Raw genomic sequence first — 13,330 nt, 5'->3', positions numbered from 1 at the left:
AGCCCAGCCGAGGTCGCCATGCGTCTTTTCGCCATCCTCCTGCTCTGCCTCGCTCTCGCGACCTGCACCACGCAGATACCCCAGGCCCGCGTGACCCAGGCGGCGGATGGCCGCCTGGCGGGGCTGCAGGCCTTCCGGCTGATGCCCCCGGAAAACGCCGTCGACGCCCTGCCCTATGCCAGCCGCTACCCGCTGATCAACGCCTGGCTGCGCCAGGGCCTGGAGCAGCGCGGCTACCGCGAGGCCGGCGCCGCGCAACTGCGCGTCTACTACTGGCTGGCCCTGCGCGACGCGCCGCTGGAATTCAAGGTCGACGTGCCGCCGCCACAGGCGCTCGGCCCCTACCTGGCCATCCACCGCCTGCGCGACGAGACCGGCACCCTGCGCGTGCGCCTGACCGACCTGCGGGACCAGGTGCTCTGGGAAGGCACCGTCAGCACCGGCTTGAGCCCGGCCCACGCCAGCAGCGAGCTGCTGCGCCACGCGGTCGAGACGCTGGTAAGCCAGATTCCCCAGGCCACCCCGTAGGATGGGTTGAGCTTGCGATACCCATGCGGTCGTGGCGATGGGTATCGCTTCGCTCAACACCATCCTACGGTGCGCGTTTGCCGGAGCGGACCTTGTCCGCGATAGCCGGAGGTTCCGGCGCGATTCGCGGATGAGATCCGCTCCTACGCCGCCCCACCCACGCAATTCCCTGTAGGAGCGGGCCCTGCCCGCGATTCGCGCGCAGGGCGCGCGCCTACAGGCTTGCCCCCTGCTCTCCGAAGCCCGAAGCTACCCCCCTGACAGGAGAAAGCTTCATGCAGATCTACAAGGTAGGCGGCGCCGTTCGCGACCGTCTGCTCGGCCAAACGGTCAGCGATACCGACTGGGTGGTGGTCGGCGCCAGCGCCGAAGACATGCTCGAGAAGGGCTACCGCCCGGTGGGCGCGGACTTTCCGGTATTCCTCCATCCCAAGACTGGCGAGGAATACGCCCTGGCCCGCACCGAACGCAAGAGCGGCCGCGGCTACGGCGGCTTCACCTTCTATGCCAGCCCCGACGTGAGCCTGGAAGAAGACCTGGTGCGCCGCGACCTCACCATCAACGCCATGGCCGAGGACGATAACGGCCGGCTGATCGACCCCTACGGCGGCCAGCGCGACCTCGAAGCCCGCCTGCTGCGCCACGTCTCCCCGGCCTTCGTCGAAGACCCGCTGCGCGTGCTGCGCGTGGCCCGCTTCGCCGCGCGCTTCGCGCCGCTGGGCTTCAAGGTCGCCGACGAAACCCTGGCGCTGATGCGCGAGCTGTCCGAATCCGGCGAGCTGGAAGCCCTGACGCCCGAACGCAGCTGGAAGGAAATCGCCCGCGCGCTGATGGAAGCCCGCCCCGACGTGTTCATCCAGGTGCTGCGCGACTGCGGCGCCCTGGCCGTGCTGATGCCCGAGGTAGATGCCCTGTTCGGCGTGCCGCAACCAGCCCAGCACCACCCGGAAATCGACACCGGCGAACACCTGCTGGCCGTGCTGCGCCAGTGCGCCGAGCACCGCCAGCCGCTGGCCGTGCGCTGGGCCTGCCTGCTCCACGACCTGGGCAAGGCGCGCACCCGCCGCGAGGACTGGCCCCGGCACATCGCCCACGAACACCTGGGCCTGCCTTTGATCGACGCGGTCAACACCCGCTTCAAGGCGCCGCGCGACTGCCAGGAACTGGCGCGCCTGGTCGGCGAATACCACACCCACGCCCACCGCGCCCTGGAACTGCGGCCCAACACCCTGCTGGAGCTGTTGCAGGCCTTCGACGTCTACCGCCGGCCGCAGCGCTTCGAGGAATTCATCGCCGCCAGCGAAATGGACGCCCGCGGCCGCCACGGCCTGGAAAACCGCGCTTATCCACAGGCCGACTACCTGCGCGGCGCCGCCAAGGCGGCCCGCGAAGTGGCGGTACAGCCATTGCTGGAAAAGGGCTTCAAGGGCGCGGAACTGGGCGAAGCCCTCAAGCGCGAACGCCTGAAGGCACTCAAGGCCTACAAGGAAGCCCAACCGTAGGGCGTATAACCGTTCGCGGTTATACGCCGCCACACCCCAAACCACCGCCAACTCCAAGGCCAAACCCGGAGTGGCCTGGAGCCCAGGTCAAACGGCGGATAACGTCGAACGTTATCCGCCCTACACCCCGCCCTCTTGTAGGAGCGAGCTTGCTCGCGAACGCTTTCCTCCGTGAACGAGGGAATGCGGGTTCGCGAGCAAGCTCGCTCCTACGAAAGGCAGACGGGATCAGGCCGCCGGGTGCGCCGCGATCAATTCCGCCGGCGTCAGCTCGGCGCCGCGCCACTGGAAGGGCACCGGCCACAGGCGCTGGTCGATGTCCGCCTCGGCCCAAAGGCTGGCGAAGTCACGCCCGGCGCCCGGATGACGCACATCGGGTGCCAACAGCGCCAGGGGCCAGAGCACGAAGGCGTTCTTCAGCACCTCGGCGCGCGGCAGCACCAGGCCGTCGAACTCGCCGTGCAGGTCGCCGTAGAGCAGCACGTCGATATCCAGCGGCAGGCCCTTGCGCTCCGGCGCGTAGCGGCCGTTGTCGGCCTCGATGTGCTTGAGCCGCAGGCTCAGCTCGGCCAGCGGCAGCTCGGTCTCGCCGGTCACCACCAGATTGATGAAGGGGCCGCTGCGGATGCCCACCGGCTCGCTTTCGAACACCGGCGAGCAGCGCAGGTTGCGGACGAAGCCGGTAAGCGCCTCAAGCCCGGCGTGCAGATGACGCTCGCGCTCGACATTGCTCCCCAGGCCGAGGAAAACGGTGGTCAGCGGCATCCGCGTTCGATCTCCACGCCAACGCCGGCAGCAGCGGCAACCGCACCCGGCTTGGTCACCCGCAGGCGCAGCCAGCGGATGCCGAATTCGCCCATCAGCAGCGCGGCCAGGCGCTCGGCGAAGGTTTCCACCAGTTGGAAGTGCGCGTCACGGGCGAACTCGCCGATGCGCTCGGAGAGCACCGCGTAGTCCAGCGCCTTGGCGATGTCGTCGTCGGCCGCCGCCGGGCGGATGTCCCAGCCCAGGTCTAGGTCCAGACGCAGGCACTGGCGTATCCCCCGCTCCCAGTCGTAGACGCCGATCACGGTGTCCACTTCCAGGCCCTCGATAAAAACTTTGTCCACTTACTGCTGCTCCAAGGCCAGTGCACGACAAGCGTACGCCACCCCGCTAGAATCGGGGACAGTCTCGTCCCCGGTGGAAACCATGGTCTGGCTCTTGGCGATCCTCGCCTACCTGCTCGGCTCGCTGTCCTTCGCGGTACTCCTCAGTCGCCTCTTCGGCACCGCCGACCCGCGCGCCGGCGGCTCCGGCAACCCCGGCGCCACCAACATGCTGCGCCTGGCCGGGAAGAAGGCCGCCATCCTCACCCTCGTCGGCGACCTGGCCAAGGGCCTGGTGCCGGTGCTCGTCGCCCGCCTGTTCGGCCTGGGCGCGATGCAGGAGGCCTGGGTCGGCGTGGCGGCGGTGATCGGCCACCTCTACCCGCTGTACTTCAACTTCCGTGGCGGCAAGGGCGTGGCCACTGCCGCCGGCATGCTCCTGGCGCTCTACCCGCCGGCCGCGCTGCTCGCCGCGGTGGCCTGGCTGCTCACCTTCAAGCTCTCGCGCACCAGTTCGCTCGCCTCGCTGGTCGCCACCCCGCTCACCCTGCCGCTGCTGGCCTGGCAACTGCCGGCGGCGCTGCTGCCGATGACACTGCTCACCGGGCTCATCGTCTGGCGCCACCGCGGCAACCTGCGCGATCTCGTGGCCGGGCGCGAGCGACATTTCTAGGACAGGGAGCTTCAAGCCACCAGCGACAAGCTGCAAGCGAAAAGTGGCGGCACGCCGCTGGCAGCTTGCCGCCTGTCGCTTGCAGCCATCTTTTTATACCGCCGGCAGCGACTCCATCGGCCAGCGCGCGCGCACGTCGATCGCCGGGCCGTCGTGCTGGCCGGCCAGCAGGCGCTGGCAGCCGGCGTAGGCGATCATCGCGCCGTTGTCGGTGCAGAACCGCGGACGGGCATAGAACACCTGGCCGCGGAGTTCGCCGAGCATCTTCTGCAGGTGCTCGCGCAGGGCGCGGTTGGCGCTCACCCCGCCGGCGATCACCAGGTTCTTCAGGCCGGTCTGCTTGAGGGCGCGGCGGCACTTGATGGTCAGCGTCTCGACCACCGCCTGTTGGAACGCCAGGGCGATGTCGCAGCGCGTCTGCTCGCCGTCGTCGCCCGCCTCCCGGCAACGCTGCCAGGTGTTCAGGGCGAAGGTCTTCAGGCCGCTGAAGCTGAAGTCCAGGCCCGGACGATCGGTCATCGGCCGCGGGAAGACAAAGCGCCCCGGCGTGCCTTTTTCCGCCAGGCGGGCGATCTCCGGGCCACCGGGGTAGCCCAGGCCGAGCAGCTTGGCGGTCTTGTCGAAGGCCTCGCCGGCGGCGTCGTCCAGGGACTCGCCGAGCAGCTGGTAGCGGCCGATGCCATCCACCCGCACCAACTGGGTGTGGCCGCCGGAGACCAGCAGGGCGACGAACGGGAACTGCGGCGGCTGCTCTTCCAGCATGGGCGCCAGCAGGTGGCCTTCCATGTGGTGCACGCCGACCGCCGGTATGCCCCAGGCGAACGCCAGGGCCTGGGCGCAGGAGGCGCCGACCAGCAGCGCGCCCACCAGGCCGGGGCCGGCGGTGTAGGCGATGGCGTCGATCTGCTCCGGCTGGCAGCCGGCCTCGTCGAGCACCTGGCGGATGAGCGGCAGCATGCGCTTGACGTGGTCGCGCGAGGCCAGCTCGGGCACGACCCCGCCGTAGACGCGATGCAGATCGATCTGACTGAACAGCGCGTCGGCCAGCAGGCCGTGTTCGCTGTCGTAGAGGGCGACGCCGGTTTCGTCGCAGGAGGTTTCCAACCCCAGCACACGCATGGGTTCGAGCCTTCAACTCTGGGCAAATGGGAAGCGGCGCATGATAATCGCCCGCTGCGGGTACCGACCAGCGTTTTTCGATCGGAGGCTTTGCATTCCTGAGCCCGAACCGTTAATATCCGCAACCCTTGAAAACCGCCGTCTCCAGTGCCTACTGCCAGGAGCGCGATAAATCCCCGGTAATCATTGAAGGTACGACCTGGATGCCCGCCGTCAAAGTTAAAGAGAACGAACCCTTCGACGTAGCCCTGCGTCGTTTCAAGCGCTCCTGCGAAAAAGCCGGTGTACTGGCTGAAGTCCGTAGCCGCGAGTTCTACGAGAAGCCCACCGCCGAGCGCAAGCGCAAGGCCGCTGCCGCTGTCAAGCGTCACGCCAAGAAAGTGCAGCGCGAACAGCGCCGCCGCGAGCGTCTGTACTGAGTTCGACTCAGCCGCACGCTCTGCACATCGCCCGGCCCACTCGCCGGGCGAGTGCCTGAAAAGCTACACCGCACTCCGATTCGCACCTGGCGAAGCTCGGAGTTTTTTTGCTTTTCACGCCCCATGAAATGCCATACTCCAAGCCAGCCTTGGGTGTATGCCTGGGTCCATCCTGCGTCCCGACGAGTCTATGGCCGGCCTGATTCCGCAATCCTTCATCGATGACCTGCTCAACCGCACCGACATCCTCGATGTGGTGAGTTCGCGCATCCAGCTGAAGAAGACCGGCAAGAACTACAGCGCCTGCTGCCCGTTCCACAAGGAGAAGACACCCTCCTTCACCGTCAGCCCCGACAAGCAGTTCTACTACTGCTTCGGCTGCGGCGCCGGCGGCAACGCGCTGGGTTTCATCATGGACCACGACAACCTGGACTTTGTCCAGGCCGTGGAGGACCTGGCCAAGCGCGCCGGCATGGACATCCCCCGTGAGGAAGGCCGGCGCGGCAAGCCGCGGCAGCCGACCGACTCGCCGCTGTACCCGCTGCTGAGCGCCGCCGCCGACTACTACCGCCAGGCGCTGAAGAGCCACCCGGCGCGCAAGGCCGCGGTGGAATACCTCAAGGGCCGCGGCCTGACCGGCGAGATCGCCCGCGACTTTGGCCTGGGCTTCGCCCCGCCGGGCTGGGACAACCTGGTCAAGCACCTGGGCGGCGACAACCTGCAGCTCAAGGCCATGCTCGACGCCGGCCTGCTGGTGGAGAACCCCGACAGCGGCAAGCGCTACGACCGCTTCCGCGACCGGGTGATCTTCCCCATCCGCGACAGCCGCGGGCGGGTGATCGCCTTCGGCGGCCGGGTGCTGGGCGACGACAAGCCCAAGTACCTGAACTCCCCGGAAACCCCGGTATTCCACAAGGGCCAGGAGCTCTACGGGCTGTTCGAGGCGCGCAAGAACAACCGCGACCTCGACGAGATCATGGTGGTGGAAGGCTACATGGACGTGATCGCCCTGGCGCAACAGGGCATCCGCAACGCCGTGGCCACCCTCGGCACCGCCACCAGCGAGGAACACATCAAGCGCCTGTTCCGCCTGGTGCCGAACATCCTGTTCTGCTTCGACGGCGACCAGGCCGGACGCAAGGCCGCCTGGCGCGCGCTGGAATCGGCCCTGTCGAACCTGCAGGACGGGCGCAAGATCCGCTTCCTGTTCCTCCCCGAAGGCGAGGACCCGGACAGCCTGGTCCGCGCCGAAGGCCCCGACGCCTTCCGCGCGCGCCTGGTACAGCAGGCCCAGCCGCTGGCCGACTACTTCTTCCAGCAGCTGATGCAGGAAGCCGACCCCAGCACCCTGGAAGGCAAGGCGCACCTGGCGACCCTGGCCGGCCCGCTGCTGGAGAAGATCCCCGGCAACACCCTGCGTCTGCTGATGCGCCAGCGCCTGGGCCAGCTCACCGGCCTGAGCGGCGAGGCGCTGAACCAGTTGAACGCGCCGCGCGCAAGCGGCGGCCAAAGCCATGGCCAAGGGCACGGCCAGGCCACGCCAAGCGCCGCCCTGGACAGCCATGCGCACGAATACAGCGACTACGATGTAGGCCACTTCGCCGATCACGGCGAGCCCAGCTACCAGGACAGCGCCAGCTATTTCGAGGCGCCGTCGGATTTCGCTGGCGGCAAAGCGGGCAAGAAGCCCTGGAAAGGCGAGCGCAAATGGGACGGCAAAGGAGGCAAGGGCGGCAAGCGCGGCGACTTCGCCCCGCGCCAGCCACGCACCGAGATCAGCGTCGAATCGCCCACCCTGACCGCGCTGCGCACCCTGCTGCACCACCCGCAGCTGGCGCAGAAGGTCGAGGACGCCAGCCATTTCGCCAACGAAGGGCAGACCTACTCGCAGCTGCTGGCAGCGCTCGTCGAAGCGCTGCAGAAAAACCCGAAGCAGCGCTCGATGCAACTGATCGCGCGCTGGCACGGCACCCCGCAAGGACGCCTGCTGCAGGCCCTGGCGGAAAAGGAATGGCTGATCGACCAGGGCAATCTTGAAAAGCAGTTCTGCGACACCATTACTACACTTGCACACAGTCAGCTGCACAATAGCCGCGAGGCGCGGCTGCGCAACGTGATGCAGAAGAGCCCCAGTGAACTGACTGACGAAGAGAAAGCTCTATTGAGGGAACACTTCAGCAATGCCTCTTCACCAGGCCCCCAGAGCTGAACTGGCGCCTGAAGCCTCGAATCTGGTATAATCCTCGGCTTATTTCAGCCCGCCAAGACCTTCAGTGGATAGGGTGTTATGTCCGGAAAAGCGCAACAGCAATCTCGTCTCAAAGAGTTGATCAGCCGTGGTCGTGAGCAGGGCTACCTGACTTACGCGGAGGTCAACGACCACCTGCCGGAGGATATTTCCGATCCGGAACAGGTGGAAGACATCATCCGCATGATCAACGACATGGGGATCAACGTATTCGAGACAGCCCCGGATGCGGATGCCCTGTTGCTGGCCGAAACCGATACCGACGAAGCCGCAGCCGAAGAGGCCGCCGCCGCCCTGGCCGCGGTGGAGAGCGACGTCGGCCGCACCACCGACCCGGTGCGCATGTACATGCGCGAAATGGGCACCGTGGAACTGCTGACCCGCGAAGGCGAGATCGAAATCGCCAAACGCATCGAGGAAGGCATCCGCGAAGTCATGAGCGCCATCGCCCAGTTCCCTGGCGCGGTGGACGGCATCCTCGACGAATACCAGCGGGTGGTCAGCGAAGGCGGCCGCCTGTCCGACATCCTCAGCGGCTACATCGACCCGGACGACGGCTCGGTTCCCGCCGAGGAAGTCGAACTCGACCTCAAGGACAAGGGCGGCGACGCCAAGGCCAAGGATGACGAGGAAGAGGACGAGGAGTCCGACGACGACAGCGAAGACGAAGGCGACGGCGGTCCGGACCCGGAAGAGGCCGCGCGCCGCTTCGGCCTGGTCGCCGACCAGCTGGACAAGACCAAGAAGGCGCTGAAGAAGCACGGCCGCGGCAGCAAGCAGGCCGATGCGGAAATGCTCGCCCTGGCCGAGCTGTTCATGCCGATCAAGCTGGTGCCCAAGCAGTTCGACGCCCTGGTCACCCGCGTGCGCGACGCCCTGGACCAGGTGCGCCGCCAGGAACGCGCCATCATGCAACTGTGCGTGCGTGACGCCCGCATGCCGCGCGCCGATTTCCTGCGCCTGTTCCCCGGCCGGGAAACCGACGAAGCCTGGGTCGACAGCGTGCTCAAGGCCAAGCCGAAGTACGCCGAAGCCCTGGAGCGCGTGAAGGACGACGTCATCCGCAACCAGCAGAAGCTGTCCGCGCTGGAAAGCAACGTCGACCTCAAGGTCTCGGAAATCAAGGACGTCAACCGCGCCATGTCCATCGGCGAGGCCAAGGCCCGCCGCGCCAAGAAGGAAATGGTCGAGGCGAACCTGCGTCTGGTGATCTCCATCGCCAAGAAGTACACCAACCGCGGCCTGCAGTTCCTCGACCTGATCCAGGAAGGCAACATCGGCCTGATGAAGGCGGTGGACAAGTTCGAATACCGCCGCGGCTACAAGTTCTCGACCTACGCCACCTGGTGGATCCGCCAGGCGATCACCCGCTCGATCGCCGACCAGGCGCGCACCATCCGTATCCCGGTGCACATGATCGAGACCATCAACAAGCTCAACCGCATTTCCCGCCAGATGCTGCAGGAAATGGGCCGCGAACCGACCCCGGAAGAGCTGGGCGAACGCATGGACATGCCGGAAGACAAGATCCGCAAGGTCCTGAAGATCGCCAAGGAACCGATCTCCATGGAAACCCCGATCGGTGACGACGAAGACTCGCACCTGGGCGACTTCATCGAGGACTCCACCATGCAGTCGCCCATCGAAGTGGCGACCAGCGAGAGCCTCAAGGAAGCCACCCGCGAAGTCCTCGCCGGCCTCACCGCCCGGGAAGCCAAGGTGCTGCGCATGCGCTTCGGCATCGACATGAACACCGACCACACCCTCGAGGAAGTCGGCAAGCAGTTCGATGTGACCCGCGAGCGTATCCGCCAGATCGAAGCCAAGGCGCTGCGCAAGCTGCGCCACCCGTCGCGAAGCGAGCACCTGCGCTCCTTCCTCGACGAGTGATCGAAGAACCCCCGGCACAGCCCGGGGGTTTTTCTTTCAGGGATACTGGCAGGGGGCTACTGGAGCGGCCGGGGCCCGACTACACTTCGGCATATCCACTCCCCGGGTCCGAGGCTCCCCATGCCGCGTCTGCAGGCTCTTCTGTTGTGCTTGGCATGCTGGGTCCTCCAGGCGCAGGCGCTCACCCTCACGCCGGAAGAACAGGCCTGGCTGCGCCAGCATCCGCAGCTGCGCCTGGGCGTGGACGCCTCCTGGCCGCCCTTCGAGTTCCGTGACGACCAGGGCCGCTACCAGGGGCTCGCCGCCAGCTACGTGCAACTGATCAGCGACCGCCTGCAGGTCGGCATGCAGCCCAGCGAACCGAGCAGCTGGAACGAAGTCCTGCAGCAGGCGCGCAACGGCCAGGTCGACCTGCTGCCAGGTATCATGGCCACGCCCGAACGCAGCGAATACCTGACCTTCACCCGCCCCTACCTGGACTTCCCCATCGTCATCCTTGCCCGCAAGGATGGCCCCAACCCGGAAAACCTGCGGGCGCTGTACGGCCTGAAGGTCGGCGTGGTCGACCACTACGCGCCCCATGAACTGCTGATCGCCAAGCACCCGGACCTCAACCTGCTGCCCCTGCCGAGCGTCGCGGCGGCCCTGCAGGCCCTGGCCACCGGGCAGGTCGACGCCTTCGTCGGCGACTTCGCCTCCAGCGTCTGGAGCCTGCGCCAGCTAAAGCTCGAAGGCATCCAGATCAGCGGCGAGACGCCCTATCGCTACCAGTTGGCCATGGCGGTGCCGCGCAGCGACGCGATGCTCGCCGGCATCCTCGACAAACTCTTCGCCGAACTCACCAGCGACGAGGTCGAAGCCCTGCAGACACCCTGGGTCGGCGGCCTGCTGGACAACCGCACGGCCTGGTCGCACCACCTGCTGACCATCGGCCTGCCGGCCCTGCTGGTGAGCCTGGCGATCGTCGCCACCCTGGTAGCGATGAACCGCCGCCTGCGCGGCGAAGTGGCGCGGCGGGTGAGGCTCGAACAGGCCCTGCGCGACAGTGAGCAGCACTTCCGCGGTCTGGTCGAGAGCATGGCCGCCATCGCCTGGGAAATGCGCCTGTCGGAAAACCGCTTCACCTACGTCTCGCCCCACGCCCAGGAACTGCTGGGCTACCCGCAGCACGAATGGCTACAGCCGGGGTTCTGGCAGCGCACCCTGCACCCGGCCGACGCCGAACAGGCGGTGAGCTTCTGCTTCTCCGAGAGCCGCGCCGGGCGCAACCACAGCCTGGACTACCGGATGCTCGCCGCCGACGGCCGCGTGGTGTGGATACGCGACATCGTCACCCTCATCCGCCACGGCGACGAACTCATCCTGCGCGGCCTGATGATCGACATCACCGAGGCCAAGCGCACCGAGCAGGCCCTACGCCTGTCCGAGCAGAAATTCGCCTCGGTGTTCCACCACTGCCCGGACATCATCGTCCTCGCCCGGCGCATCGACGGGCGCCTGCTGGCGGTGAACAGCACCTTCGAACAACAGGTCGGCATCCCCGCCAGCGAAGCCCTGGGCAAGACCGCCACCGAGCTGAACATCTGGAGCGAACCGGGCATGGGCCCGCGCATGCTCGAACGCCTGCAGGGCGAGAACCTCAACAACATCGAGATCAGCCTGCACCGCCGCGACGGCACCCGCTTCACCGCCCTGCTCTCGGCCCAGCGCGTGGCCCTGGACGACACGCCCGCCCTGGTGGTGGTGGCGCGCAACATCTCCCAGCTCAAGCAGACCCAGGAGCAACTGCGCGCCTCCGAGGAAAAATTCGCCAAGGCCTTCCACGCCTCCCCCGACGGCATGCTCATCACCCGCATCCGCGACGGCCTGCTGCTGGAGGCCAACGAAGGCTTCACCCGCATCACCGGCTACGGCCGCGAGAGCGCCAGCGAGCGCTCGACCCTGGAACTGGGCCTGTGGGCCGACCCGCAGGACCGCGAGCGCCTGCTGCAGATGATCCACGAACGCTCGACGGTGCAGGACTTCACCGCCTTCATCCGCACCCGCGAAGGCGCCGCCCGGCTCTGCGAACTCTCGGCGCACCACATCGTCATCAGCGGCGAAGACTGCCTGCTGACCATCGCCCGCGACATCACCGAACGCCAGCAGATGCAGGAAAAGCTCACCCTGGCCGCCACCGTGTTCGAAAGCACCGCCGAAGGCGTGATGATCACCGACGCCAGCCAGCGCATGATCGCAGTCAACCGCGCCTTCAGCGAAATCACCGGCTACGGCGAGGACGAAGTGCTGGGCCAGTCACCGCGCCTGCTGGCCTCGGGGCAGCACGACAGCAGCTTCTACGTCGCCATGTGGCACCACCTAAACGCCGAAGGCCACTGGCAGGGCGAGATCTGGAACCGGCGCAAGAGCGGCGAACTCTACCCGGAATGGCTGACCATCAGCGCCGTGCGGGGCAACAACGGCGAAACCAGCCACTTCGTCGGCGTCTTCGCCGACATCTCCACGCTCAAGTACGCCCAGGCCCGCCTCGACTACCAGGCCCACCACGACCCGCTCACCGGCCTGCCCAACCGCCTGCTGTTCGAATCGCGCCTGACCTCCGCCCTGAAGGAAAGCCAGGAAGAACAGCAGCTGGGCGCCGTGCTGTTCCTCGACCTGGACCGCTTCAAGCACATCAACGACAGCCTCGGCCACCCAGTCGGCGACCAACTGCTGAAATCCATCGCCCGGCGCCTGCGCGAACAGCTGCGCGACATCGATACCGTAGCCCGCCAGGGCGGCGACGAATTCATCATCCTGCTGCCCGGCCTGCACCAGAGCGCCGACGCCGAGCACGTGGCGAAAAAACTGCTGAACTGCTTCAGCCACGCCTTCGTCGCCGACGACAAGGAATTCTTCGTCAGCGCCAGCATCGGCATCAGCCTGTTCCCGGTGGACGGCAAGGACGTCGCCACCCTGGTGAAGAACGCCGACGCCGCCATGTACCGGGCCAAGGCCCAAGGCCGCAACCGCGTCGAGTTCTACACCCGCGAGCTGACCTTCCAGGCCAACGAACGCGTGGCCCTGGAACACGAACTGCGCCGCGCCCTGGAAACCCACCAGTTGCAGCTGTACTACCAGCCCAAGCAGGCCCTGGACACCGGCGCGCTGGTCGGCGCCGAGGCGCTGATCCGCTGGAGCCACCCCAAATACGGCGCCATCCCGCCAGACCGCTTCATCCCCCTGGCCGAGGAAACCGGGCTGATCCTGCCCCTGGGCACCTGGGTGCTGGAAGAGGCCTGCCGGCAGATGAGCCGCTGGCAACAGAGCCACGCCGCCTTCGGCCCGCTGTCGGTGAACCTGGCCGGCGCCCAGCTCTACCAGCACGACGTGGTCGACCAGGTGCGCGAGCTGCTGCAGCGCTACAACCTGCACGCCCCCAGGCTGCAACTGGAGATCACCGAGAACTTCCTGATGCACCAGACCGACGAGGCCCTGACCACCCTGCACGCCCTGAAGCGCCTGGGCGTGCAACTGGCCATCGACGACTTCGGCACCGGCTACTCCTCGCTCAGCTACCTCAAGCAGCTGCCGCTGGACATCCTCAAGATCGACCAGTCCTTCGTCCACGGCCTGCCGGACGACCCGCACGACGCCGCTATCGCCCGCGCCATCATCGCCCTGGGCCGCAGCATGAACCTGACCATCATCGCCGAAGGCGTGGAACGCGAAGAACAGGAACGCTTCCTGGCCGAAGAAGGCTGCGACCAGGTCCAGGGCTACGCCCTCAGCCCGCCCCTGCCTGCCGAACAATTCGCAGCCCGCTTCCTCACTCCGCTGCATCCGATTGGCACCGCGCAAGGGACGCCGGTATAATCCGCCGG

At 67.0% G+C, this 13,330-nt stretch carries 10 protein-coding genes; 7 read left to right on the top strand and 3 right to left on the bottom strand.

The window, feature by feature from the left end; translation table 11 throughout:
• Window positions 1-18 precede the first annotated feature (18 nt).
• Window positions 19-528, top strand: coding sequence for a DUF4136 domain-containing protein (locus ACTWJ5_RS03235; protein ID WP_444439521.1), 510 nt, complete (start codon window positions 19-21; stop codon window positions 526-528).
• A gap of 275 nt (window positions 529-803) precedes the next feature.
• Window positions 804-2,030: a multifunctional CCA addition/repair protein gene (locus tag ACTWJ5_RS03230; RefSeq protein WP_444437459.1), complete on the top strand. Its 1,227-nt coding sequence runs from the start codon at window positions 804-806 to the stop codon at window positions 2,028-2,030.
• Window positions 2,031-2,258: 228 nt separating this feature from the next.
• Here the strand turns inward: ACTWJ5_RS03230 and folK are convergent, their stop codons facing one another.
• Both folK and folB read right to left on the bottom strand, forming a co-directional pair.
• The gene (folK, locus tag ACTWJ5_RS03225) at window positions 2,259-2,795 is read right to left on the bottom strand and encodes a 2-amino-4-hydroxy-6-hydroxymethyldihydropteridine diphosphokinase (RefSeq protein WP_249917982.1); all 537 of its coding nucleotides are present in this window, start codon (window positions 2,793-2,795) and stop codon (window positions 2,259-2,261) included.
• Window positions 2,786-3,139: a dihydroneopterin aldolase gene (gene folB, locus ACTWJ5_RS03220; protein ID WP_043269307.1), complete on the bottom strand. Its 354-nt coding sequence runs from the start codon at window positions 3,137-3,139 to the stop codon at window positions 2,786-2,788. The genes folK and folB overlap by 10 nt, the downstream gene beginning before the upstream one ends.
• 82 nt (window positions 3,140-3,221) lie before the next feature.
• Between folB and plsY the strand changes: the two genes are divergently transcribed.
• Window positions 3,222-3,791, top strand: a complete 570-nt coding sequence (plsY, locus tag ACTWJ5_RS03215) for a glycerol-3-phosphate 1-O-acyltransferase PlsY (RefSeq protein WP_074984348.1) — start codon at window positions 3,222-3,224, stop codon at window positions 3,789-3,791.
• Between the two features lie 93 nt (window positions 3,792-3,884).
• Here the strand turns inward: plsY and tsaD are convergent, their stop codons facing one another.
• Window positions 3,885-4,910: a tRNA (adenosine(37)-N6)-threonylcarbamoyltransferase complex transferase subunit TsaD gene (gene tsaD, locus ACTWJ5_RS03210; protein ID WP_116425450.1), complete on the bottom strand. Its 1,026-nt coding sequence runs from the start codon at window positions 4,908-4,910 to the stop codon at window positions 3,885-3,887.
• A gap of 203 nt (window positions 4,911-5,113) precedes the next feature.
• Here tsaD and rpsU point away from each other — a divergent pair, with 203 nt between their 5' ends.
• The 4 genes from rpsU to ACTWJ5_RS03190 all read left to right on the top strand — a co-directional run bounded on the left by rpsU (window position 5,114) and on the right by ACTWJ5_RS03190 (window position 13,322).
• A complete protein-coding gene (rpsU, locus tag ACTWJ5_RS03205; RefSeq protein ID WP_003085057.1) occupies window positions 5,114-5,329 on the top strand; it encodes a 30S ribosomal protein S21 in 216 nt (71 codons plus the stop codon).
• A gap of 190 nt (window positions 5,330-5,519) precedes the next feature.
• Complete coding sequence (dnaG, locus tag ACTWJ5_RS03200; protein ID WP_444437458.1) at window positions 5,520-7,538, top strand: DNA primase; 2,019 nt, start codon at window positions 5,520-5,522, stop codon at window positions 7,536-7,538.
• 78 nt (window positions 7,539-7,616) lie between these two features.
• The gene (gene rpoD / locus ACTWJ5_RS03195) at window positions 7,617-9,467 is read left to right on the top strand and encodes an RNA polymerase sigma factor RpoD (RefSeq protein WP_009615539.1); all 1,851 of its coding nucleotides are present in this window, start codon (window positions 7,617-7,619) and stop codon (window positions 9,465-9,467) included.
• Between the two features lie 120 nt (window positions 9,468-9,587).
• Window positions 9,588-13,322 carry an EAL domain-containing protein gene (locus ACTWJ5_RS03190; RefSeq protein ID WP_444437457.1) on the top strand — a complete coding sequence of 1,245 codons (3,735 nt, stop codon included), beginning with the start codon at window positions 9,588-9,590 and terminating at the stop codon, window positions 13,320-13,322.
• The last annotated feature ends 8 nt before the right edge of the window (window positions 13,323-13,330 follow it).

Origin of the sequence: Pseudomonas sp. A6 (genome assembly GCF_052367875.1) — a bacterium.
GTDB classification, from domain to species: domain Bacteria; phylum Pseudomonadota; class Gammaproteobacteria; order Pseudomonadales; family Pseudomonadaceae; genus Pseudomonas; species Pseudomonas citronellolis.
This window is presented reverse-complemented; position numbering and strand designations above follow the sequence as displayed.